The organism is Myxococcus virescens, from assembly GCF_900101905.1.
In the GTDB taxonomy this organism is placed as follows: Bacteria; Myxococcota; Myxococcia; order Myxococcales; family Myxococcaceae; genus Myxococcus; species Myxococcus virescens.
The window spans coordinates 741,456-764,851 of sequence record NZ_FNAJ01000003.1 but is presented as its reverse complement, the minus strand read 5'-3'; the positions used below and the strand labels follow the sequence as shown (position 1 = coordinate 764,851).

21 protein-coding genes are annotated in these 23,396 nt (G+C 68.1%); 12 read left to right on the top strand and 9 right to left on the bottom strand.

From position 1 onward, the window contains the following. The first annotated feature begins 74 nt into the window (after window positions 1-74). The 5 genes from BLU09_RS13400 to BLU09_RS13380 all read left to right on the top strand — a co-directional run bounded on the left by BLU09_RS13400 (window position 75) and on the right by BLU09_RS13380 (window position 6,882). Window positions 75-1,598 (top strand): hypothetical protein, encoded by a 1,524-nt coding sequence (locus tag BLU09_RS13400; RefSeq protein ID WP_244171690.1) that lies wholly within the window; start codon window positions 75-77, stop codon window positions 1,596-1,598. Between the two features lie 504 nt (window positions 1,599-2,102). Then, window positions 2,103-2,624, top strand: coding sequence for an RNA polymerase sigma factor (locus BLU09_RS13395; protein WP_090489884.1), 522 nt, complete (start codon window positions 2,103-2,105; stop codon window positions 2,622-2,624). Beyond that, complete coding sequence (locus tag BLU09_RS13390; protein WP_244171689.1) at window positions 2,621-3,355, top strand: hypothetical protein; 735 nt, start codon at window positions 2,621-2,623, stop codon at window positions 3,353-3,355. Before BLU09_RS13395 ends, BLU09_RS13390 begins: the two co-directional genes overlap by 4 nt. 31 nt (window positions 3,356-3,386) lie before the next feature. Continuing rightward, window positions 3,387-3,926 carry a hypothetical protein gene (locus BLU09_RS13385; RefSeq protein ID WP_244171688.1) on the top strand — a complete coding sequence of 180 codons (540 nt, stop codon included), beginning with the start codon at window positions 3,387-3,389 and terminating at the stop codon, window positions 3,924-3,926. A 58-nt stretch (window positions 3,927-3,984) separates the two neighbouring features. Beyond that, window positions 3,985-6,882: a CHAT domain-containing protein gene (locus BLU09_RS13380; RefSeq protein ID WP_244171687.1), complete on the top strand. Its 2,898-nt coding sequence runs from the start codon at window positions 3,985-3,987 to the stop codon at window positions 6,880-6,882. Between the two features lie 62 nt (window positions 6,883-6,944). Here BLU09_RS13380 and BLU09_RS13375 read toward each other — a convergent pair whose 3' ends face one another. Next, window positions 6,945-7,601 carry a biotin transporter BioY gene (locus tag BLU09_RS13375; protein ID WP_090489876.1) on the bottom strand — a complete coding sequence of 219 codons (657 nt, stop codon included), beginning with the start codon at window positions 7,599-7,601 and terminating at the stop codon, window positions 6,945-6,947. 242 nt (window positions 7,602-7,843) lie between these two features. Here BLU09_RS13375 and BLU09_RS13370 point away from each other — a divergent pair, with 242 nt between their 5' ends. After that, window positions 7,844-8,311, top strand: coding sequence for a DUF2147 domain-containing protein (locus BLU09_RS13370; protein WP_090489874.1), 468 nt, complete (start codon window positions 7,844-7,846; stop codon window positions 8,309-8,311). A 51-nt stretch (window positions 8,312-8,362) separates the two neighbouring features. On the opposite strand, the gene BLU09_RS13365 is transcribed toward BLU09_RS13370, so the two are convergent. From BLU09_RS13365 to BLU09_RS13355, 3 genes are all read right to left on the bottom strand, one after another. Next, on the bottom strand, window positions 8,363-9,847 hold the full coding sequence (locus BLU09_RS13365; protein ID WP_090489871.1) for an ammonia-forming cytochrome c nitrite reductase subunit c552: 1,485 nt from the start codon (window positions 9,845-9,847) through the stop codon (window positions 8,363-8,365). Beyond that, the gene (nrfH, locus tag BLU09_RS13360; protein WP_020477575.1) at window positions 9,844-10,347 is read right to left on the bottom strand and encodes a cytochrome c nitrite reductase small subunit; all 504 of its coding nucleotides are present in this window, start codon (window positions 10,345-10,347) and stop codon (window positions 9,844-9,846) included. Before nrfH ends, BLU09_RS13365 begins: the two co-directional genes overlap by 4 nt. Before the next feature lie 390 nt (window positions 10,348-10,737). Next, window positions 10,738-11,955, bottom strand: coding sequence for an MFS transporter (locus tag BLU09_RS13355; protein ID WP_090489868.1), 1,218 nt, complete (start codon window positions 11,953-11,955; stop codon window positions 10,738-10,740). 92 nt (window positions 11,956-12,047) lie between these two features. On the opposite strand from BLU09_RS13355, the gene BLU09_RS13350 reads away from it, so the two are divergent. Together BLU09_RS13350 and BLU09_RS13345 are read left to right on the top strand one after the other, a co-directional pair. Further along, window positions 12,048-12,815: a helix-turn-helix domain-containing protein gene (locus BLU09_RS13350; RefSeq protein WP_090489866.1), complete on the top strand. Its 768-nt coding sequence runs from the start codon at window positions 12,048-12,050 to the stop codon at window positions 12,813-12,815. 862 nt (window positions 12,816-13,677) lie between these two features. Then, window positions 13,678-15,135, top strand: coding sequence for a hypothetical protein (locus tag BLU09_RS13345; protein ID WP_090489964.1), 1,458 nt, complete (start codon window positions 13,678-13,680; stop codon window positions 15,133-15,135). 85 nt (window positions 15,136-15,220) lie between these two features. Here BLU09_RS13345 and BLU09_RS13340 read toward each other — a convergent pair whose 3' ends face one another. Further along, entirely contained in the window at window positions 15,221-15,724 is a 504-nt protein-coding gene (locus tag BLU09_RS13340; protein WP_143043132.1) for a hypothetical protein, read from the bottom strand. 9 nt (window positions 15,725-15,733) lie between these two features. Beyond that, a complete protein-coding gene (locus BLU09_RS13335) occupies window positions 15,734-16,519 on the bottom strand; it encodes an AraC family transcriptional regulator (protein WP_090489862.1) in 786 nt (261 codons plus the stop codon). A 70-nt stretch (window positions 16,520-16,589) separates the two neighbouring features. Between BLU09_RS13335 and BLU09_RS13330 the strand changes: the two genes are divergently transcribed. Beyond that, complete coding sequence (locus BLU09_RS13330) at window positions 16,590-17,525, top strand: DMT family transporter (RefSeq protein ID WP_090489860.1); 936 nt, start codon at window positions 16,590-16,592, stop codon at window positions 17,523-17,525. A 126-nt stretch (window positions 17,526-17,651) separates the two neighbouring features. Here the strand turns inward: BLU09_RS13330 and BLU09_RS13325 are convergent, their stop codons facing one another. Next, window positions 17,652-17,993 carry a 2OG-Fe(II) oxygenase gene (locus BLU09_RS13325; protein WP_261770715.1) on the bottom strand — a complete coding sequence of 114 codons (342 nt, stop codon included), beginning with the start codon at window positions 17,991-17,993 and terminating at the stop codon, window positions 17,652-17,654. A 63-nt stretch (window positions 17,994-18,056) separates the two neighbouring features. On the opposite strand from BLU09_RS13325, the gene BLU09_RS13320 reads away from it, so the two are divergent. Further along, a complete protein-coding gene (locus tag BLU09_RS13320; protein WP_090489858.1) occupies window positions 18,057-18,956 on the top strand; it encodes an alpha/beta fold hydrolase in 900 nt (299 codons plus the stop codon). A 49-nt stretch (window positions 18,957-19,005) separates the two neighbouring features. Next, window positions 19,006-19,560, top strand: a complete 555-nt coding sequence (locus BLU09_RS13315) for an AAA family ATPase (RefSeq protein WP_090489856.1) — start codon at window positions 19,006-19,008, stop codon at window positions 19,558-19,560. 150 nt (window positions 19,561-19,710) lie between these two features. Here BLU09_RS13315 and BLU09_RS13310 read toward each other — a convergent pair whose 3' ends face one another. Then, window positions 19,711-20,481 (bottom strand): M57 family metalloprotease, encoded by a 771-nt coding sequence (locus BLU09_RS13310; RefSeq protein ID WP_090489854.1) that lies wholly within the window; start codon window positions 20,479-20,481, stop codon window positions 19,711-19,713. Window positions 20,482-20,682: 201 nt separating this feature from the next. Here BLU09_RS13310 and BLU09_RS13305 point away from each other — a divergent pair, with 201 nt between their 5' ends. Next, on the top strand, window positions 20,683-21,450 hold the full coding sequence (locus tag BLU09_RS13305) for an endonuclease/exonuclease/phosphatase family protein (protein WP_244171685.1): 768 nt from the start codon (window positions 20,683-20,685) through the stop codon (window positions 21,448-21,450). Window positions 21,451-21,626: 176 nt separating this feature from the next. Here the strand turns inward: BLU09_RS13305 and BLU09_RS13300 are convergent, their stop codons facing one another. Next, the gene (locus tag BLU09_RS13300) at window positions 21,627-23,369 is read right to left on the bottom strand and encodes an N-acyl-D-amino-acid deacylase family protein (RefSeq protein WP_090489849.1); all 1,743 of its coding nucleotides are present in this window, start codon (window positions 23,367-23,369) and stop codon (window positions 21,627-21,629) included. Window positions 23,370-23,396 lie beyond the last annotated feature (27 nt).

Sequence of the window (23,396 nt, the reverse complement as noted above, 5' to 3'; positions counted from 1 at the left end):
AGATGGCCTATCGCCCCCCGGCCCGGCCTCTTAATCCACCCGAGGCAATGAGAGCGCATTCGCCCGGGGGATTCGTGACGAGCATTGGTGAGCGTCTTTCTTCTGTCTCCGCGCCCAAGGTCCGGACCGTGGCGGACCTGAGCTCCGCCCGCGCGTTCGTGGACCTGCTCGGCTCGGTGATTCCGGCCCAGCGTGCCGCGCCGGTCGCGGCTGCCCGCCACTACAACATCGAGTCCCTGGGCCCTTCCAACGCCATGCAGCAGGCGGCCCATGCGAGGGAGGTGCTCCCCTCTCTGCTGGGGCTGCTGACCGATGAGCGCATGGCGCGCTGCATCGACGAGGCCTACCGGGAAATCTTCCAGGGCGACCGGTGGCCGCGTGGACCGGAGCGGACCAAGTGGCTGGGCTTCGCGCGTGAGCTTCGCGCCAACGCCCCCCAAATCACCGCCGAGCAGGTCCGCGCCGCCATCGCGAACGAGCTGCGGCTCGAGCGGGACGGGCTGGATGTCGCGACGGTCGAGAACATCGACCTGTACATCTCCGGAGCCATCGGCTGGGTGACCTGGTGCTACGAGGGGGCGTCGCGTAACGCCACCGAAGAAGAGATGCACCATTGGCGCGCCTTCGCCGCCGAGAAGAAGCGGGAGAACCCCGATATCCAGCCGGACGCACTCAAGTACGCCATTATCGACGCGGTGCGGGCGAAGGTGATGAAGATGGACTCGACGTCACCGGAGAACGTCGACAAGTTCATCGACGACGCCGTGAAGTGGGTCACGCTCTGCTACCAGGGCAAGGAGCGTCATGCCTCCCCCGCGGAGATGGCGTACTGGCGCGTCTTCGCGGCGGAGAAGCTCCGGGAGGACCCGGAGATGTCTCCCGTGGCGCTCAAGTACGCCATCACCGATACCCTCCGCGCGAAGATGACAGGCACGGACTCCGCGTCGCCCGCGAACATCGAACGGTTCATCGAAGACGCCATCGGGTGGGTCTCGAAGTGTTACGAGGGCAAGACGCGCCACGCCTCTCCGGCGGAGATGGCGCACTGGCGTGCCTTCGCCACCGCGAAGCTCGCCGAGAACCCGAAGATGACGCCGGAAGAGCTCAGACACGCCATCACCGACGCCATCCGGGCGCAGGCGCTGGGGATGGACACCCTGTCTCCCGCGAACATCGATGGCTTCATCATGGAGGCCATCGGCTGGGTATCGCTGTGCTACCTGGGAGCGTCCCGCGCCCCCACGGACGAGGAGATGCAGTCCTGGCGCGCCTTCTCGGCGGAGAAGCGGCGGGAGAACCCGGACATCACTCCGGAGGAGCTCAAGTACGCCATCCGGGATGCGGTGCGTAACGAGCTGACGGGCATGAGCAAGCCCGCGGCGCTCAACATCGAGCGCTTCATCCGGGAGGCCTATGAATTCATGTTCCACGCCTACCGGGGGATGCCGGCGAACATGAAGCGCGAGCCGACGCCGCGAGAGCTGCACGAGTGGCAGCAGTTCGCCCGGGCCCGACTCCGGGAGGAGCCGAAGCTGTCGAGCGAGGAACTCAACTCCTACCTGCTCGACAGCCTGCGAACGGCGCTGGCCAACCAGTGACGGAGGCCGCTGCCTCGCGAGCAGCGGTCTTCGTCCTCCTCGCCGGGCTGTCCGCGTCAGAAGCCCCTGTTGGTGCCGGTGCGCATGGCGGGGCCGCGGCCCGGTGGGTTTGCCACTCCAGGCGATACCACCGGGCCTTGCCGTAGCGCCCGACCCTGACGCCCTCGCCGGAAATCGTACGGGTGAAGTGAGGGTAAAAAATCCCGCCCTCCGTTCGGGTGGCAAGACGCCCACGACGGCCCGTTCCAATGCCACGCTTACTTGGGGACCCGACTCCGCCATGCGCCGGATGCGACTCACCGACGCCGACATGCGGCTGCGCATCATCGTCTGGGATGCAGCCCTGCCGTAGTCGTCCGGCCTCCCTGAATCGCGGAGTGCATCGCCTTCCAGGGGGCGCCTCATGTTTGCCACCTCACTTGCCGCGGGAGGGACCTTTCGATGACCATGAATGCACCTCGGAGGAACTTCCACGTGGAGCCTCGACACAGGCCGGCACAGGCCATGGTCTCTCTCCCCTCGGACGTGCTGGAGCGGCTGCGAGAGGACCTGGCCCGTGCGGTGGCCCGGGTGTGTCCGCCCCGGATGGCCGATCGCCGCGATGACCTGGTGCAGACGGCCATGATGCGCGTCATGGAGCTGCAGCGGCGCGAGCCGGACCGCAGCCGGTTGACCTCCGCCTATCTGTACCGCGTCGCATACACGGCGCTGGTGGACGAGTTGCGCAACGTGTCACGCCGCCGTGAGGTCCAACTGGAAGAGGTGGAGTCGCTGCCCGAGCCGCCGGTGGCATCGGGCGACCCGGAGAAGGCCGCGGGCGGCTCCCAGATTGCCCAGGCCGTGCGCGACTGCCTGCGCAAGCTGGTGCAAGACCGCCGGCTGGCGGTGACGCTGTTCCTGCAAGGCCACAGCGTGCCGGAGTCCGCGCGGCTGTTGGGCTGGGACGACAAGCGCACCGAGAACCTCATCTACCGCGGCCTGGCCGCGCTGCGCCTGTGCCTCTCCACGAAGGGATTCGAGCCGTGAGCGAGCGAGGACGCGACGAGACGAAGCCCGATGATGCCACCGTCGAACGTCTGCGCGCCGCCGTGCGTGCCGAGGACCCGGTGGAGCGCGCGGAGGCGCCGGTGGATGCGGACCTCGTCTGGCGCGCGGTGAGCGGCGAGCTGCCCGCCGAGGAGCGCCGCGCGGTCGTCGAGCGTGTGGCGGCGGACCCGGCCTGGGCGGCGGCCTGGCGGCTCGCGAATGAACTGACGCGCTCCGCCGCGGAGGCCGCGCCTCCCGTGGAGCCCCTGGCGGACAGTTCGCGCACCCGGCGCCGAGACGGTGACGCGCGGCAGAAGCGCCGCTTCCGCTTCGCGTGGAGCCAGCCCTTGTGGGGCGTGGCGGCGACCGCGGCCCTGGCCCTCATCGTCGTGGGCGTGGTGATGCGGGATGAGCCCGAAGTGCCGCGGCTGCGTGGCGGCGATACGGCGGCGGTCGTCTCCCAGGTGCCAGAGGCGGTGCCTCTCAAGCGCGACGCCTGTGTGCTGCGCTGGAGCGGCGGTCCCGAGGGAACCCGTTGGTCGGTGCGGTTGTCCACGGAGGACCTGAGTTGGGTCCACCGCGTGGACTCGCTGGAGACGCGTGAGTACCGGGTGCCCGCCGAGGTGCTGGCGCCGTTGCAACCGGGAACGACGTTGCTGTGGCAGGTGGAAGCGCGGTTGCCGGACGGGCAGGTGCTTCGCGGCGCCACGTTCGTCAACCGGTTGGAGTGAAGCGCGCGGTCCGAAGTCCAAGGGCGACCTCATGAGAACGGAGCTGGGCATGAAGACACGGCGGTGGATGCGAGCAGGACTGGTGGCGCTCCTGATGGGAGTGGCCGGTGGGGCAGGGCAGGCCTGGAGCCAGTCGGTCCCCGTCACCCGCGCGGTGAAGACGGCCTTCAGCTACGGAGAGCCGCGCGACCTGGTGGTGGCCTCGGTGGTGGAGACGGGCGTCCGCACGGGCCAAAGCCAGATCGTGACCCTCCAGCTCCTCGACCACTCCGGTGTCGTCGTCGCGGAGACCACGGGGGGGGTGGACCAGGAGACGCCCCTGCGCCTGACCTACCGGACCCCCTCCGAGGCCCCGGTGTTCGCGCGCGCCATCGCCACGGTGAGCGCGGAAACCCTCTCCGCGGCGGCGGTGACGGTGGAGCGTTGGTCCATTGTGGAGCCTGCCTCCTGGACTGGAGCCCTCGTTTGCTATTTCGAGCTGGTTCCGATGCCCAGGCCTCCGCCTCCTCCCCCCGGGCCGGTGACGCTCAAGTGCGAGCCCGTCGACCCGCCGCCTCCTCCCACTCGCTGACGTGCCGCTCCGGACGCACCGGTCCGAATGCAGCAATAGCAGGCTCCTCTCCTTCCTGATGGGGGCCATTCTCTCGGTGTGTCCGGCCCTGGCCTTCTCCGCTGCGTCAGGCCGCCCCCAGCCTCCTTCGCTCGAGTCGTGCCGGGCGCGCTTCGCCTCGCAGCCAGAGGGCCGCGAGGCGGCGATGTGCTTCTACCAGTGTGCCCAGGTCACTTCCGCTCGTGACGCTGTGGTGCGCGAGCTGACGGCCTTGATGGAGCGTCACCCGGAGCATGGCTGGCTGCCCCTGGTGCTCGGGCATGTCGGGATGCTGTCCAGCGGCAAGGAGGCGGAGGGTCCCTATCTTCGCGCGGCGCAGACGTTCCGCCGGCTCCAGGATGCGGAGGGCGAGGTGCTGGCGGCCATCAACCTGCGCGCCATCCTCCTGGCTCAAGGACGAACCGAGGAGGCCTGGGATTGGACGCGGCGCGTGGTGGAGGTGGCGAGCGCCTCCGGCCGACCGGAGCTCCACGCGCGCGCGCTCATCGTCGAGGCCAGCCAGCTTTATGAGGTGGAGCTCGACCTGGGCCGGGCCTTCCGTGTGCTCAAGCGCGCCGAGCCGCTCGTCTTCCCGGACGGCGCGGAAGGGCTGAAGAAGCAGTACCTGTCCGTCATGAGCACGGTGAGCGAGCGGCTGGGCCGGTTGGAAGAGGCCTCGGACGTCAATGCCCGGCTGGTGGAGTTGACCCGGAGCACGGGCGACCTCTTCCTGGAAGCGCATGCGCGCTTCACGCTCGCCAACGTCGCGCTGCGGCGGCTCGAGCGTGACCATGTGCCGGCGGACCGGGCGCGAGCGTTGGAGTTGGCGCGGCAGGCCGTGGCCGCCGCGGAGAGGGCGGGGAACCCAACGCTGGTGGCCCGGGCGGTGCGTCTCACGGCGGACCTGTTGGGAGACACCCCGGAGGAGCGCCGTGAGGCGGACGCGCTCCTGGAGCGCTGCATGGCGCTCGCGGAGTCGCTGGATTCGGACGAGCGGCGGCTGGCGTGTCTCTGGACGCGCGCGGAGCGGCGGGCAGGCGTGGACCCGGCCGGAGCCATTCAGGACTCGGAGGCGTCACTGCGACTGGTCTCCGAAGGAAGCGACCCGCTGTTCCATGCGCTGGCCCTTCGAGGCCGCAGCACGGTGGCGTACCGGACACAGCCTCTGCCCCAGGCACTGGCGCATGCCGAGCGCGCCCTGGACGCGCTGGAGGCCCTGCGCCAGACGCAGAGTGACGCCTCCAGCCAGGCGGAGCTGTTCGCGACGTGGGCCCGCGACTACCACCGGCTCGCGGGGTGGACATTGGAGGCTGGCGGGGCGACGGGCAAGCCCGCCACGCTTCCCTTCAGGGAGGCTGTGTCGCGGGCCTTCGCCGTGAGCGAACGGCTCCGGGCGAGGACGCTGCTCGATGCCCTGGTCGCCTTCCGAGCACGCGCGGACTCCGCGGACACGCCCGAGCGCCGGGCGCAGCGAAGTGAGGTGCAATCGCGGCTGGTGGGGGTCCAACGCCAGCTCTTGGACCCGTCGCTGACGAGCGCTGGACGCGAGGCGGCCCTGAATGAACTCCAGGCGTTGGAGCACCGCGAGCGGGACCTGCGCCCAGCGCCTCACAAGCGTGTGCAGGAGTTCGCCTCACTGGCGTCCGTGGAGTCGGGGCTGAAGGAGGACGAAGCGCTGCTGGTCTTCCTCGTGGGGGACGACGAGGACCTCTCCGGAACGTCGGCGGGGGGGGCGTGGCTGTTCGTGGTGACACGGGTGGGAACCCACGTCCATCGCATCCCCGAGCGCACGCGGCTCGCGGCGGCGGCCACGTTGTTCTCCGGGCTCGTCGAGCGCCGGGATGACTCCGAGCGCGGCGCGGCGGTGGCGCTGTATGCGCAGCTGCTCGGCCCGGCGCTCGCGGGGTTGCCACCCACGGTTCGGCGGCTGCTGTTGGTTCCGGACGGGCCGCTGCATGACCTGCCCTTCGCCGCGCTGCGGGAGCGTCGGGATGGGCCACCCCTGGTCGCTCGCTACGAACTGGCCCTGGTGCCCTCGGCGAGCTTGTGGCGGCACTGGCACGGGGAGGCCCCGTTCACGCCTGTCGGTGAGGCGCTGGTGCTGGCGGACCCTGAGTGGGGCCTGGGACAGGGAGGGGCGCGGCCTGTGGCGCGCTCTCGGGCTGGAATCTTCGACGAGGCCGCGCAGCTCGGCGCGCTGCCCGAGGCTCGTCGCGAAGGGCTCGGGGTGGAGCGGGAGCTTCGAAACACCCGCGTCGTCCCCCGGCTGTTGGTGGGCACGGAAGCCTCTGAGCGCGCGCTCAAGAGCGCGGACCTGTCTCATGTCCGGGTGCTGCACATGGCGGCGCACGCCGTGGTGGACGCCGAAGCGCCGGAGCGCTCCGCGCTCGTGCTCGCCCCGGGCGCGGAGGACGAGGACGGCATTCTCCAGCCGCGCGAAATCATCCAGCTGCATCTCGATGGCGCGCTGGTGGTGCTGTCCGCGTGCCGCAGCGCCTCCGGAGCGGTGCTGCCGGGAGAGGGCGTCCTGAGCCTCGCGCGGGCGTTCTTCGAGGCGGGAACGAGCGCGGTGGTGGCCAGCTTGTGGCCGTTGCGCGACGAGGAAGCGGCGGACCTGGTGGAGCATTTCTACCGGCACCTGGCCAGGGGCTTGAGTGTCTCCGCGGCGCTGCGGGCCGCACAGCTCGAGGCCATCGACTCGGGTCTTCCACCCGCGGCCTGGGCCGGGCTGGTGGTGCTCGGCGACGCCGCGCTGGTGGCCGCCGCGCCTCGCGAGGAGGGGGCGCCCATGGTGTCTGGGCTGGCTGGGGCGCTTGGCATTGCCGCGGCGCTTCTCGGGCTCCTGGCGTTGCGGCGCGGGGGCCGTTCAAGCACCGAACGTTCCACGCCAGTGAGGCGCGCGGGAGATGCCCGAGGTCACCGATTCAGCGGTCGATGAGTTCGCTGGCCGCCTTCTTCACCTGCACGTCGGCGACGAAGCACGGGACCGACGTCGAGGCGTCAGACCTTGCGCGGCCCCACCAGCCTCCACGCGAGGGGCAGCAGCACGGCGGCGATGGCGGCCTTGAGGAGCCCTCCAGGAAGGAAGGGTGTGAAGCCGACGCCAACGGCCTTGGCCACGCCGAGCCGGGCGGACAGGACGAGCCAGGGCAGGCCGACCGCGAAGACGGCCAGCTGCCCCACGGCAAAGAGCGGCAGCGCGGTCCACGGCCGCCGGTCGAATCCACGCTGTGCCGCGAGCCCCACCAGGAAGGCGGCTGGAACGAAGCCGACCAGGTAGCCACCGGTTGCCCCCAGGATGCGTTCCAGGCCGCTGGCGCCCTCCGCGAAGAACGGCAGGCCCGCCGCGCCCATCAAGAGGTACAGGAGCTGCGCGGCCATGCCTCGCACGGGGCCGAGCGCCGCGGCAGCGACGATGACGCCCAGGGACTGACCCGTGATGGGAACAGGTGAACCTGGTACCGATATTGAGACCTGCGCGAGCCCCGCGGTGAGCAGCGCGCCGCCGAGCACGAGCGCCACGTCGTGGGCCCGGGAACGCGCGAGCGTATCGGCGAGCACGTGGGGGCGGGGGCGGGCAGTGGCGGCGAGTGTCAGGCGGAGCCTCCAGAATCGGACACCGCGAGGACACGGCGCGCCGCTGGGGTACACGCTCATGTCTCGAGGTGCAACGCCGGAGAAACCCGCATTCCTCCGTCGAGTCTGCTCCGGGGCGCGCCTGGGCGACTTCGATAACACCGCGATGAGACAGTCATGACGCGAGGCGGCACGGTTGAGCGGCGCACCGCGTGCCAGGAAGGGCTGCGTGCCAGCGCGGTGGTGGAGTACAAACGAAGTGATGCGGGGCTTGGACGCATGGTGCCTCCTGCGTGAGCCCCCGCGCGGAAGGACACCACGACATGAACGCAACCCGCTGGTTTGGACTCGCTTCCCTGACCCTGCTGCTGGCCTCGAACGCCTTCGCCGAGGACAAGGCCCCCGCCGCGGCCAATGCCGCCGTCGGCCGGTGGACGACCATCGATGACGAGACGAAGAAGCCCAAGTCCGTCATCGCCATCTACGAGGAGAACGGCAAGCTGTACGGGAAGATCGAGAAGCTCTTCCGCGAGCCCAAGGAAGAGCAGAACCCGCTCTGCGACAAGTGCGAGGGCTCGCTGAAGAACCAGCCCATCATCGGGATGACCATCCTTCGCGACCTGAAGAAGGATGATGACGAGTGGTCCGGCGGGAGCATCCTCGACCCGGCGAATGGCAAGACCTACAAGTGCAAGGTTGCCGTCGAGGATGGCGGCAAGAAGCTGAAGGTCCGCGGCTACGTCGGCATGTCGCTGCTGGGCCGCACCCAGTACTGGGTGCGCGCCGAGTAGCCGCTTCAGCGGACGGCGGAAGCGGGCACCTCCCGCTTCCGCTCGCCGTGCCTACTTCGAGCCCTGCTGGGTCTCACCCGCGCCATCCGCGGACACGGGCGTCAGTGGTGCCGGAGCGCCTTGAGGCCGCGTGGTGGGGCTGGTGGAGGCGCCACCACTGGGCCGCAGCGCGTTCTGTCCTAGGCGCGAGAAGTTGATGGAGTTGCTCAGGATGCGCACTGCCTCCTGGTCCGCGTGGAAGCCCATGGAGTTCTCCGCCTCCACGAAGTCCAGGTAGAACTGGGCACGCTTCTGCATGTCGCGCGCCTTGGCGAGCGCCTCCTCGGGCAGCCCCGCCTTCTGGGCGGACTCGAGGTCGTGGATGAGGTCCACCAGCGCGTCCATGGCGATGTTCCGCGTCTCGAAGGTGCGCGTCTGGATGGTCTCCGCGCGCTGGAGCAGCTCCGCCTCGCTCCACTTGTGGCACGTCTGGCACGCGCGGTTGATGTTCAGCAGCGGGCTGCGCACCTGGTGGTCGCTGACCTTCATCGCCCCCTCGCGCATGAACGGCATGTGGCAGTCCGCGCAGGCCACGCCGCTCTTCGCGTGGATGCCCTGGTTGTACATCTCGAACTCGGGGTGCTGCGCCTTCAGCACCTTGGCGCCCGTGAGCTCGTGCGTCCAGTCGGAGTGCCCGTCCTCGTCGTAGTAGGCCATGATCTGATCGATGTTGATGCCCTTGGCCCAGGGGTACGTGAGGCGCTTCTCCTTGCCCTTGAAGTAGTACTCGACGTGGCACTGCCCGCACACGTACGTGCGCATCTCCTGGCGCGTCGCGTCCTGATTCACCCGGAAGTTGGGAACGCCCTGGCTGGCCTTGAGCGCGGCGATGCCCTCGATGAAGCCAGGCCGCGTCACGCGCAACTGCATCGTGGTGGGGTCGTGGCAGTCGATGCATGAGACGGGGTGCTCCACCAGCTTGCGCGCCTCCATGAAGGGCATCTGGTTCATCTTCTCGAAGCCCTTGATGAGGTCGCCGTCGCCGAGCTTCTTGTAGGGCACGTACACGCTGGCGTGGCAGTGGATGCAGGTGCCCGGCTGCTGCGTCACGTGCTGGCGCTCGGTGTAGACTTGGTCGTCCAGCATGTGCGCGTGGCCGCGCTCCTCGCGGAAGTCGGTGGCGAAGGCGTAGCCGCTCCACATCGTCACCAGCCGTGGGTCCTCCTCGAGCCGGCTCTGCGCGACGACGGTGCGTGGGTCCGCCTGGGACGGCGTGCGCGCCACGGCTTCACTGCCGCCATAGCGGGTGCGCTTCTGGTCCACCGTGCGCTTGTAGCTGTCGTACTGCAGCGGGAAGTTCCGCCCCCACACCTCCGGGTCGGTGATGGTGTCGTCCAGCTCCACCACCCGGTAGAAGGGATTCTTCGCCTCCTGCTTGCGCTCCATGATGTTGACCAGGAGCGCGGTGACGCCAGCGGCGGCCAGGGCGGCGGCCACCGCCACGGCAATCACCAGCTTGACGCCGCTGAAGCGCCGTTGCTTCTCGGGCTCGGTCATCGTTCAACCTCCTGATGGATGAGTTCGGGGTTCCCGGAGCCTTCGGGGTGCCCCACGGAGTTGTGGCAAGTGAGGCACTGCAACGAGTCCGCGTGGGGCGTTTCGATGCTCTCCACGAGGCTGGCGTGGCAGTTCCGGCAAGCGCTCTCCGTCACCTGCCGGTTGGCGGGGCGGATGCGGATGGGGTCCGGGAAGGTGCCGGTGGTGAAGTAGAAGGAGTGCCAGAAGCCGTTGCTCGCCTTGTTGAGGTACTTGGGCACCAGTGCCGCCGGCGTGTGGCAGTCGTTACAGGTGGCCACCGCGTGGTGGCTGCTCTTGCGCCAGCCATCGTACTGCTCGGTCATGATGTGGCAGTTGGCGCAGGCGGCTGGATCGTCATGCAGGTAGGCCGCGCCCTTCGCGTACGCGAAGGTGTAGCCACCGATGCCAATGGCCGAGCCCAGGGCGAGCCCCAGGGCCACTGCCAGGAGTGTGCGGGAGGCCGAGGACACGCGGAACACCGTATCAACGGTTGCTCAAACGGCCAGCCCCATCTCGCAATCGCGTGCGAATTTCCACGCCGTTTGGGAGGCCGGAGTCGGGTTACGAAATTTTTGCGCCCATGTGAGAGGGTGCGCAGCATTTGCGTCGCGAAACACGCGTGGTGAAACCTCTGGACCCAAGGCACGGCCCGGAGGTTCACGCTCCACAGGGCAGTCCAACGCAATGACAGCCTGCGTGCGCTCGGCCAGGACAACCCCGAATACCTCCGAGAGGAAGCCCCGCACCTGCTCTTCGTCGATGGCCACCTTGCGCTTCCTGGTGGCCGCCCTTCTGCCCAGGCGCCAGCTCCCTCGCACGTGGCGGCCAGGCAGGCGCTGGTTGATCCACTTGCTAGACGAGGGGATCCCTCAGCTCCGACCCCCTCCTGACGAACGACACAGGATTCGGGACTTGCTCCCCGGAGGCGATTCCTCACTCAATGCCCCTCTGCGCGTCATTGGCCGGACGCTGACGATCGCCGCCAGCAGCGCGCAGATGGCCAAGGCAAAATCCAGGCGCTGGCCGTAGCCGGCAATCACCAGTCCTACGCCGAGGAGGTTGTAGTAGAAGAGACTCAGGATTGCGCCAGCAGTCCCGAACCGATCAGCGTAGGCTCGCAGGGCGATGGCCAGCACATTGGGGATCGCGACGGCATAGGCGGACGAGATCAGCGTCACGCCGATCAGGAAGGCCAGGCTCTGCGGCAGAAGCGCGGTGAGCAGGATGACGAGCCCGGTCCCCGCCCCCAGGAGGAGGACGCCGAGCGAGATCAGCGCTTCCGCCGTCCAACCGCGGCGCAACAGGGCACGGTTCATCAGCGCCCCCGCCAGCGCCCCGGCGGCGAGCAGGAAACCGCTCTGGCCGAATGAGAGCCAGGGGTTCTCCAACCCGGCAAAGAGGAAGGGGCCAAGCTGGTACCAGGTGAAGATCGCGGCATTGAATGCGGCGATCAGCAGGGTACAGCGCCAAATGCCGGGATCGCGGAGCATGACTCGGAAGGTGGGCCAGAATGGGGCGACAGACAAAGTAGCGGGGCGGGTTTCAGGCCAGCGCCAGAGACTCAACCCGAGCATGGACGCCGCAAGCAGTCCGAGGGCCGCGAAGACGCCACTGTGACCGGCCTTGGCCGCGAGCAGTTGGCCTGCGAAGAGGCCCACCGCCGGGCTGATAGCCAGCGCCAGCCCAAGCACCGCGAAGACCCGGCCCAGCTCCGGCCCAGCATGGCTATCGCGTAGCGCGGTCTGGGTAACGATCGATCCAACCGCCGCGCCGAAGGCGGAAATAAGCCGTGCGGCCAGCAAATGTGAGAAATCACTGGCGACCATGGCCCACGCCGCACCCGCCGCATAAAGCGCAAGGCCCGCAAGGAGCGCCGGGCGGCGGCCCCACAGATCGGAGAGTCGGCCCCAGGCCACCACGCCGAAAGCGAAGGCTGCGAACCAGAGTGACAGCGTCTGGCCCGTCTCGGCTGGGGTGACGCGATAGGCCGTAGCGATCAGCGGCAGGGCCGGGCTGTAGATGGTTTCAACGATCTGCGGAAAGCTCAGGAGCAGAATGGCGAGCAGGAACGGCGGACGGGGGGACATGGCAACCTCAACGACGATTCGCCAACACGTGTAGCCGTTCGGGCCTCCGCGTATTACAAACGGAAAGACAATTTCCATCGGAAATCGGACAAGTGCCCTGGCTAGCGCCCAGCGACCCTTTTGACCCCGACCAGCAGGCGGCGCCGGTCAGCGGCATCGCCTCGCTGCTGGTGCGCCACGATTCCGGCCTGCACAGCCATCAAAGAGGGCAGCTCCTCTTCGCCTACGCCGGCTCGATCCGCATTGCGCTACCCGGCATGATTTCGATGCTGCCGCCGATCCGGGTGGCATGGATTCCGCCGGCGACCGCGCATCGGGTGTTGATCCGCGGTGAGGTGGAATATCGCTCGATCTATCTCGACACGTCCCGCATCGCGCCCCCGACCGAGGGGCCGGCGATCCTGTCGATGACACCGCTTCTGCGTGAGGTGTTCGAACGGATCAGCCATGCGCCCTTCGAGACCGACTGGAACAAGGGGGCTGCGGCGAACCTGCTGGCGGTCTGCCTTGATGAGCTGCGGACGGCCCGGCGCGAGCCGATGCTCTTGCCGGTGCCGAGCGATCCGCGCCTCTCGCGGCTCAACCTTGACGAATTGCCGCCCGAACTCTCTGGGCTCGCGAACCTGGTGGGAGCCAGCGCTCGCACGATCACTCGCATCTTCCGGCGCGAGACCGGTATGAGTTACCAGGCTTGGCGGCAGAGCTGGCGGCTTCTGCGGGCGGTGGATTTGCTGGCCTCGGGAGAGAACGTGAGCGGGGTGGCCTTCGATTTGGGCTTCGCCAGCGACAGCGCCTTTATCGCCTTTTTCCGCCAGATGACCGGCGAAACGCCAAGGCGGTATCTGCGCGGCAGGACATGACCACATCGAAAGCCAAAGCATGCTCAGTTTCGAGGGTTCTCGTCGTGGGGGGAAGATGGCACCCGCCAACTTGCCACGGCGGAGGCATACGCGCCCTGAGCGGACGGCCTCTCTGAAGGTGGCATCCCTCCACCGCTGGGAGCTGACGGCAAGCCGAGGCGGGTCAGGTGCGGGAGAGCCGCTTCGGTAGACAGGTTGGCTACGCTGCCTGCTTCCGCCCCTCAGCCGTTCGCTCGTACTCCGCAGGGCCTTCCACTGGCAGCGCTGAAGGTGGGCACCGCGCCTCGTGTGGCATTCGAGGCGCGGTGCTTCGTCGAGACGAGCTGTTGACCCGGGCGGGACGGGCGACTGCGGGTCCCACCCGGCGTTCACCGTCATCCGGTCCAGCGCGCGCACGGTGACGTAGGGCACGAAGCCCGCGGCGCGTGAGCGGGTGTATGCATCCGCGACGTGCGCGGATTGCGTGGCGTCGTCGGTGGACTGGTGCCTGGCCACCAGCTTCGGCGAGGCCACGGCCCAGGAGCTGCTGGACACCTACGGCCGGCGCTTCACCACGGAGGAGACGTTCCGGGACGTGAAGGACCTCAAATTCGGAATGGGTCTGAAGGAGGTGCGCGTGAAGACGCCGGAGCGCGGGGACAGGCTGCTGCTCATCCGAGGGGATGCCTCAGGGAATTCCCCGCACCGGCAAGCATTACCCTGGCACCGGCGCCGACAGGCCCGTCATGACAGGAATGTCACGGCAACCCCGACGATGAGGCCAAGGGTGTGTCGGAAACCCTTGAAAACACCGGGGGTCTGGGTTGGCGCGGTCGTTGCTGATGCGGGGGCCCTGTCTACCCACCCCAAGGAGCAACGCCCCATGCAGAACTCCAGGTCCTGGCTCGCGGCCGTCGCGGCTGTCGCATTCGTCACGACGGGCTGTGATTCCGATGAAGCTCCCGACGCGAAGAAGGTCGCCGACATCGCCGCCTCCCGGTCGGCGGAGACGCTGCGAGGTGTCAGCAGCAGCATGAAGACCGTGAGCAACCTGTCGACGCTCAATGGCCTGGATGACGCGATGGCGTTGTTCGGTGCGGGCTTCGAGGGCGTGCCGCTTCCGGGGCGGCAGGCGGGCGACGAAGGCGAGGCGCTGTCCGCCTTGTTCGACGCGGATGAAGTGGACGCGCAGGCGGACGAGTTGGAGCGGTTCCTGCGCGAGCGCGTCTTCACCGAGGCCAACGTGGAGTCCACGGAGGACAACGCCACCGTCTTCCGCTTGAAGGGCGAGCAGATCTGCACGGACGGCAGAGAGCCTGCGGACGCGGACTGTGTCCGCTTCGTGGATGATGCGCAGCTGCGCGTTCGCGCGACGAACCTGGGGGACGACTCCCTGGAGCTGGAGTTGCTCATCGGCGCGAAGCGCGCGGAGCCGCTGGCGCTGCGCTTCCTGCCGAAGACCGTCTCGCTGGTGGTGGACCTGGGCGGCTTGAAGGGTGCGGTGGAACAGATCGACGCCGAATCGGCCGGGTTCCTGCCGAAGGTGATGGTGGGGCAGGTCGAGCTCAAGGTGACGAAGGAGGGCGAGTCGCACTGGATTGTCAGCGCCTCCATCCTGGACGCGTTGCGGCTGGAGCTGGCGCTGGAGGGGAGCACCTTCGCGTTCTCCTCCGCGCGGGCCACGCCGCTCGTGGCGTTCGAGGCGGACGGTCAGGCGAAGCGCGCGCGCTTCTCGCTGGACCTCAACACCACGGAGGTTCGCCTTCCCTACGCGGGGTTGGCGCCGGCGCTGCGTGGCAAGGATTGGACGGTGTCCCTGGCCGGCATCTCGTACTCCGTCGAGGCGACGGAGAACCAGACGGACTTCGTGGTGAAGAACCTGGGCCTTGGCGACGCGCAGACCCACCTGAGCCTGGGGAACGACAAGCTCTTCGCGCTGGACCTCAATGAGCAGTCGGGTCGGCACTTCGACGTGACGCTGACGCGCGGGGCGGACGGCGCGCCGCTGCTGAAGGTGCAGCCGGAGTTCGACCTGGTGACGCGCTTCTACCTGGCGCCGCTGAAGGCGGACCCCGCGTCGGAGATTCCCGCGGCGTATGAGGATGCGACCTATCGGCTGCGTCTCAGCGGGGGCGCGGGGGGGCCGAGCCTGCGCGCGGCGCCTGCCAACAGCGCCACGGGCTTCAAGGGCGGCCTGCAGGTGGTGACGGGCGAGCTGCTGCTCTCCGCGAATGACGCGCAGGTCGTCGTCGCCCAGGGGCAGTGCCTGGTGGGTGCGGAGCCGGCTTCAGAGAACGACGCTTCGCTGTTGTCGTACCTGCGGCAGGGCAGCTGCGAGTAGTCCTTCAACTCTTCGATGCCGCACGTGAGGGCCGCGCCCATTCCAAGGGGGGCGCGGCCCTCGTTTTTCCAGCGGGCGATGGGGCTCACTCCGGTGGGACTTGTTCCCGGCGTGTGAGGACCACTTCCCGGGCTGCATCGTCAAACGAGAGCACGGTGGCTTCCACGCGGGCGTCGAGCGGGGGAGGGGTGGGATTGTCGTGTGGGTGGTTCCAGGAATTGATTCGCCCGGGGAAGGTGACACCGATGTCGAGGTGACAGTCGAAGGAATCGCGCAGGATGACGGTGCCTTGGACCTTCGTTGCGACAGGAAGCCGTTCCTTCAGGTCCTCCCATGCCTGAGCTTGGTCCCGAGCCCAGTAGCGTCCGAGACGGGGGCGCAGTTGCTTCCGCCGGGACCAACGGTCCTGCGTCAGGACGACCCAGAACAGTCCACCGCCAATGAGCGGGCCGGGAAACAGGCCCAGGACGAAGCCCCCCACCGCGCCTGCCCCAGCGCCCAGGACGCCCGCCCATTGGTAGCCGAACACCGCGCCCACGCCGCTTCCAACAACGGCCCCTGTCAGGGATGAGCATTCAATGAGATTCATGTGCGACCCTCACGAGGCCACGAAGCCGTGGCCCCGGACCTTGTCCGGCGTGGTGCCTGTCATCCGCCGGAACATCGCGATGAAGGCGGAGGCGCTGCTGTAGCCCAGGTCGAGCGCGATGGCCTCCACGGAGTGGCCCTGCTCCAGCCTCGCGAGCGCCTTGACCACGCGCAGCCGCTGGCGCCACTCGCTGAACGACAGCCCCAGATGCTGCTGACAGCGCCGCTCCAGCGTCCGCTCCGTGGTGTGCAGCACCCGAGCCCACTCGGCCAGGGAGCGCTCATCCTCCGGGTGCTGCTCGAGCGCCGTGAGGACCGGCTCCAGGAGCGAGTCATCGGACATGGGCAGGTAGCTCCCATGGGTGGGGGCCAGCGTCAGCTGGTCGATGAGCACCCGGAACAGCCGGCGCTCGGCGCTCGTGCGAGGCTGCGCCAGCTCATGCGCACGGAGGTGCTCCAGCAATGACTTCACCAGTGGACTCACCGCCAGCGCGCACGTCGTCTTGGGCATGCCCCGGCACCACGCCTGCGCGAGGTAGAGCGAGCAGTGGCTCGCCTCGGAGCGGTTCATGCCCCGGTGCTCCACGTCGGGTGGAAGCCAGATGCCGTACTGCGGTGGCGCCAGGTAGTGGCTGCCTGCCAGCTTGAGTTCCATCACCCCGCTGAACGCGTAGACGAACTCACCCCAGGGGTGCCGATGCCGGGGGTACGTCGCCGCGGCAGGCAGGCTCGCCGTCCGAAAATACACGGGGTGTGGAAGGTTTGTGGTGAAAGGAACCTGGAGCTGCTTCGCCATGGCGCCTTCTCGGGATGGGTTGTCGGAATCTCGCTATATCAATCAGCCCCGCCATGCGCAGGATGTCCGCATGAGTTCTCACCGGAAACCCGCGGACGGCTTCGCGCTCGCGAGCATGCTCGCGTTGTGCGCCATCTGGGGCATGCAGCAGGTGGCCGTCAAGCTGGCGGCTCCCCACATCCCCTCCATGATGCAGATGGCGGTGCGCTCGGGTGTGGGCGCGCTGCTCGTGGGGCTGTTGTGCTGGGTGCGCGGCGAGCGAGGGCTCTTGCGCCGTGGCCCCTGGCGTCCAGGGCTCGTGGTGGGCGCGCTCTTCGCGCTGGAGTTCCTCTTCGTCGGCGAGGGGCTGCGCCACACCCACGCGTCACACATGGGCGTCTTCCTCTACACCGCGCCCATCTTCGCGGCCCTGGGCCTGCATTGGCTCGTGCCTGCCGAGCGGCTGCGGCGCACGCAGTGGTTGGGCATCGCCGTGGCTTTCGCGGGCATCGCGTTGGCCTTTGGCGGTGGCTGGCTCCAAGGCGACATCAGCCCGGGCGTGCTCTGGGGCGACGCGCTGGGGCTGCTGGCAGGACTCGCCTGGGGGGCCACCACCGTGGCCATTCGTGTGACGGCGCTATCTGATGCGCCCCCCACCCAGACGCTCCTCTACCAACTGGTGGGCGGCGTCGCGCTCCTGCTGCCGGTGGCCCTGCTCACCGGTCAGGCCGGCCCGATTTCAATGGCGCCCATCGCCTGGGCAAGTCTGTTGTTTCAGGGCGTCATCGTCTGCTTCGCCAGCTACCTCACCTGGTTCTGGCTCCTGCGCCGCTATCTTGCCTCCAACCTGTCGGTCTTCTCCTTCATGACGCCGCTGTTTGGCGTCAGCGCGGGCATCCTGGTGCTGAATGAGCAGGCGGATGGCTTCTTCGCCGTGGGGGCCGTGTTGGTGCTCACCGGGATTCTCATTGTCAGCGGTTCGAGCCTGCTTCGGCATCAGCCCGCGCTGAAGACGGGGACGACCTGAGCCTTCCGCGCCGGGTGGCACGGACTCCCGGGGCGGAGGGAGCAGCCTGGCTGCTGCGGGTTGCACCAGGCACCACTCAAGTTCATGGGCATGGCGCCCGTGCCAAACTGGAGAGGGTTGATAGGGTCATGAGGCTGGGCGCCGATACATGAGGTCGGTGCGCAGCGCGTACTTGCGGCCCTGGGTGACGGTGGCGCCCTCGTGAAGCAAGCGGTGATTGAAGAGCAGCGCGCTGCCCGTGCGCGGCGTCACGGAGTGCCCAAGCGACAGGAAGTTCGTCGCGCCTCCGCCCGGACATTCATTGAGGTAGACCATGAAGGTGAGGAGGCTCCGCTCGTCGCGAGTCCTCACGAAGGCGCCGTCGAAATGCGGGGCGGAATGAGGGGGCGGCCACGGCCGGGCCGTGGGGCGGACTCTATCCCGGTTGACCCGCGAGCAACCGGGCGACGGCAGCTGGCATCCAGCCACGGGGTGACTCCTGGGTGACTAGGTTTTCGCCGAAAGGCAGGCGCTGGTCAGGGAGGTTCATGCATGCCGGCGGTCCATCACAGGACGGTGGAAGTGGAGGGCCTCGAGATTTTCTACCGCGAGGCCGGGCCCGAGGATGCTCCGGTGGTGCTCTTGCCGCACGGCTATCCGTGCTCGTCATTCCAGTTCCGCAACCTGCTGCCAGCGCTCGCGGACGCATGGCGGCTCATCGCGCCGGACGCGCCGGGCTTCGGGTACAGCGCGACGCCGGAGCCGAGCCGCTTCAGCTACACGTTTGACGGGTACGCACGCTTCCTGGAGCGGTTCGTGGAGACGCTGGGGCTCAGGCGCTACGCGCTGTACCTGCATGACTACGGCTCGCAGTTTGGCTTCCGGCTGGCACTGCGCGCGCCCGAGCGAGTCGCGGCGCTCGTCATCCAGAACGGCGACATCTACGTGGACCAGTTCGGGCCGAAGTACCGGATGCTGAAGGAGTCCTGGGCGAATCCGACGCCCGAGCGCCGAGCGAAGTTGATGGCCGCGGTGAGTGAGGACGGCTTCAGGGACGAGTTCATCGGCGAGATTCCCGAGTGCCTCGTCGACCGCGTCAGCCCGGACCTGTGGACGTTGTCCTGGTCCCTGGTGGAGCGCTTCGGCCGGAAGGAGAACCTGGTCCATCTGCTGGAGGACCAGCGCACGACGCTGGCGTGGATGTCCCGCTATCAGGCGTATCTGCGCGAGCATCAACCCCCGACCTTGATTCTGTGGGGGCCCCACGACGGCTACATGCCGGAGGGCGCCGGACGCGCGTACCTTCGAGACGTTCCGGACGCCGAGCTGCACGTCCTGGACGCGGGACACTGGGCGCTGGAGACGCACCTGGACGAAATCGTGTCCCACATGCGGGGCTTTCTCCAGCGCGTGCATTCGGTGCACATGGAGAGCAGCGCCTCCCTTTTGTGAAAGCCGCGAGCGGTTTCGTCGGTGAGTTCGAGCCGCTACGCTGAGGTTTATGAAGGCGAACCGAATCGTCCTCGTGTCGGGCCCGTCAGGTGCTGGCAAGTCCACCGTGGCACGTGGACTCGCGGAGCAGTCTCCGCTGGCGCGTGCGGTCCACCTGCATGCCGACGACTTCTATTCCTACATCCGCAAGGGTGCGCTGGCGCCCTGGCTGCCAGAGTCCCACGCTCAGAACACCACGGTGATGACGGCGCTGGCGGCGAGCGCGGCGAGTTATGCCGTGGGCGGGTATGAGGTCATGGTCGATGGCGTCATCGGCCCTTGGTTCTTCGAGCCCTGGCTTGCCGCCGCCCGGACGCATCGGCTCGACTTGCGCCTCATCGTCCTGCTTCCGGGCGAAGCGGAGACGGTGGCGCGTGCCACGAGACGTGTCCACGCGGACGCACTCACCGACGCAGACGTGGTGCGCAACATCTGGCGCGGCTTCCGCGAGGTGGCCCTCCCCGAGGGGAATGTGCTCGACACCAGCAGTCAGGACGCCGCGGAGACCGTGGGCGCCGTTCGCCGTGGGTTGACGGACGGGCGCTTCCGGCTGGAGTCACCGTAGGGCCTCGGTGCGTTCAGCGCGTGCCTTGGCCCTTCAGTCGTTCCTGGTCCGCTGTGACGGCTTCCGCGTCCCGATGGAACTCCTCGGCGGACGTGCCGCCGCGGCGGCGGATGATGCGCCTCATGTGCAGGCGCATCGAACCGCTGCATCTCAGTACATGTAGTTCAACGCGACGATGTCGGAGGGGGTGAACTCACCGTCGGTGTCAGGCGGGTAGCAGGTGTTCATGATGGACCCGCCTGGCGTTGCCCCCGTGGGCGTTCCGGGGATGTGCAAGGCGCCCGTGCCCGTCGGCTCCGTCACGCCACCCCCGCTGCCACAACTGATGCTCGGGTTGAATAGATCCGTGTGGCGGAGGCCGATGGTGTGGCCCAGCGCATGGGTGATGACATGTTCACTCACGTCCACGCCGTAGCTGTTCAGGCTGGTGCCAATCGAAATCGTCCCATAGGGGAGTCCGCCTGAGGGATAGCCCGCGGCGTGACCGCCACCCGCCATGGTTCTCGCGGTGATGTTCGCGGTACAGCCGGTGGCCGAGCCTCGAACAAAGGCAATCCTGAGTCCCAAGGCATTGTAGTTGGCGAGGGCCATGTCGAGGCCTTGGTTGAGCCGGACATGGCTCTGGAACTCCACCGTGGGATTGACGCAAATCCTCGTCACGCTGGAGCCGACGATGTGGGTCGTCCTGTAGTGCTCCTTGCTTCCCTCTCCATGCTGGAGCATCTCCCGGGAGGCCGCGAGCGGCACATGCGCGTCGCCCCCGACGTAGACGGCGTCATCGACGACGGTGATGTCGTCGGGGCGAAACCCTGCCTCGGTCAGGTTGGAGAGGAGTTCAGCGTTCCCGGTCTGCGAGTCGGGCCCGCAGCCGGACAGCAATACGCCACAGTTCAACATCAGGACTGCCGCTCTCTTGAACATGGTTCGATGGGCTCCTGTCGTGAATCGGGTTTCTGCGCTGCTCGCTCGAACAAAGCACGGCGGAAGTCGAGGCGGCACAGTGCCTGGCCACTCCCCTCGCCCGCCCATCATGCAGGGCGCTGACCATGACGGGCCGGTGCGGTTTCCCTGCCACGGGCACGGGACTTGCCGGGGATTGTGGAGATGTGTCTCTCCAGCCTCATGCTCACATGGGTCCTTTCCCTCCAGGAAAGTGCCGCGCCTTCACCGCCCAAGCCAGTCACGGTGATGACCTACAACGTCCTCTACTCCGCTCCCGAGGAGGACGTGCAGAAGTCGCTCGATGTCATCGAGAAGGAGGCGCCCGATATCCTGTGCCTGCGTGAGCTGACGCCGAGATTCGTCAGGGCCTTTCGGAAACGACTTGGGAAGCAGTTCCCCCACGTGCGGTTGGTTCCGCGAAAGGGAACCTGGGGTGTGGGTATCGCCAGCCGGCATCGGCTGCTGCGAACGGAGCATTTACCACAGACGCCACATCGGATGCCCGCGCTGGAGGCGGACGTTCGGCTCGGTGAGCACCTGGTGAAGGTGGCCTGTGTGCACCTGATGGCGCCAGGTGCCAGGCATCAGCGGGCAGATGACCTGCTCACTTCCATGGAGAAGAACGCGGTGCTTCGGCATCGTCAGGCGGAGGCGCTGGTGCGGCGCTATGCGCGATGGCGAGGACCGGTCCTGGTGCTGGGGGACATGAATGAAGGCCGCTCAGGCGAGGCCATGAAGGCCTTCGCCTCCGCGGGTTTCCAGCACGCTTGTGACGGACCGAATGCCGACTGTGGTGCCACATGGCCTGGTTCTGCCTCCGTCCTCCCGAGCGTCGTCGAAATCGACCATGTCCTTGGCCGCGAACTTCGCCTGACCGGTGCGAAGGTGCTGCGCGCGGGAGGCTCCGACCACGATGCGGTCCGGGCGACGCTGGACTTTTCACCGTGAAGTCCCGTGGACCGGGGCCCGGTTCGCCGATGTTTCATCGCCAGAGGCGACGGAAGATGAGGGGATGTCGCGAAGCGCGTTGAGCGCACCAGGGGCATCGGCAGCTTGGGAGGGATTGGATGCGGGCGCAGCAGCGGACCACCACGCCTTGATTCCCGCGGGTCGCGCTCGGGCTCTCAAGCCCGGGCGCGCAGCACGCCGCCGAAGCCGCGCTCGCGGCCCAGGGCCGGAGACACTCCGGCTTCATTCACCGCTTCGCGTCCGGAGATGAGCACCGCCTTCACCGCGGCGTCGTTGCGGTTGACCAGGCGGACGAAGCCCCCGAAGTTCTCCATGGGCGCCTCGGCCACCTGGTCGAGCTTCGCGTCCAGGCCTTCGGGCTGGATGACCACCAGGTCCGCGCGGCGGCCCTCCGCGAGCACGCCCGCATCCAGGCCGAACCACCCGGCCAGCTCCCCGGTCAACCGGTGGACGGCGCGCTCCACGCTCATGAATGGCTCGCCGCGCTTCTCCGCCTCGCGCACCAGCCGCAGCAGCCGCAGGGGGAAGTTGTAGTGCGCCATGTTGCGCAGGTGCGCCCCGGCGTCCGAGAAGCCCATGAGGATGTCCGGATGCCGGCAGATGCGCTCCAGCTCCTCGCGCCGGTCGTTGGCCATCACCGTGTACCAGCGCAGGGCGTCTCCGTGGGTGGAGATGAGGTCCAGGAAGACGTCCACCGCGTCACGCCCCTGCTCCTTCGCCACCTGGGCGAAGGACTTGCCCACCACGCTGGCGTCGGGGCACTGGAGGATGCGCGACTCGTTGAAGTCCCGGTGGAAGGCCCGCGGCAGGAAGCGGTTCGTCCACTCGCGGCGGAAGCGGCTGCGGTACTCCGGTGTTCGCAGCAGCCCCGCGCGTGAGGCGGCGTCCTGGAGGTGGAGGGCGGCGGCGCCCGCGCCGAACTCCTCGAAGACGACCAGGTCGATGCCGTCCGCCCAGAGGTCGAAGATTTCGGGCAGGGCCTGCCACCGGAAGTCCGCCCCCAGCAGCCGGTTGGCCACCTGGGACAGCACGCCGATGAGGCGGTGGATGCCCCGGTTGGCGCGCGTGTCCATCATCGAGATGACGGTCGTCTTGAGGCTCGGGCGGAACAACCCGATGCTCTCCAGGAAGAACAGCACCACGTTCACCTTGGTGCTGATGTTGGGCACGCCCTGGAAGACACGGCCTCGTTCGCGGAGCAGCCGCGTCAGGCGGCGGTATTCGCTCCAGCGGGCGTAAGTGGACGGCAGGGGGCGGCTGCGGATGTCGCGCGAGCCGCCCATCTTGTCCCACTTGAGCGTCATGATGGACAGGCCCACGTAGCCGAGCTCGAGCCCTTCGCGCACCAGGGACTCCATGGCGCGCAGCTCGTCCTCCCGTGGGCGCAGGCCGGGCTCCAGGCTGCGGTGCAGGCCCATGGTGTGGGCTCGCAGCGCGGAGTGTCCCAGGAAGGACGCGACATGGGGGCCCAGCGGCAATTGCTCCAGGTGCGCCAGGTAGTCGCCGAGCGTGTTCCACGTCTTGCGCTGCTCCAGCAGCGACCGGACGGTGTCGTAGGGAATGGCCTCCACGCGGCAGAACATGTCCGCCAGGTCCTCGGGCGTGCCCAGCGCGAGGCTGAGCGAGCAGCTCCCCATCAACACCGTGGTGACGCCGTGTCGCACGGACTCCGACAGCGAGGGCGCCAGCTCCACCTCCGCGTCGTAGTGCGTGTGGCAGTCGATGAATCCCGGTGTCACCCAATGGCCGGTGGCGTCGATGACGCGCGTATGCGGGGCGCGCGGAATCGGTGCTTCCGAAAGCGTGGTGACAGTGTTTCCCCGGATGCCCACATGGAGCTTGCGCGGGGGATTGCCCAGACCATCGAACACGAGGCCGTTCTCGACGATGAGGTCCATGCACGGAGCCTAGGCACCGTCGATTGT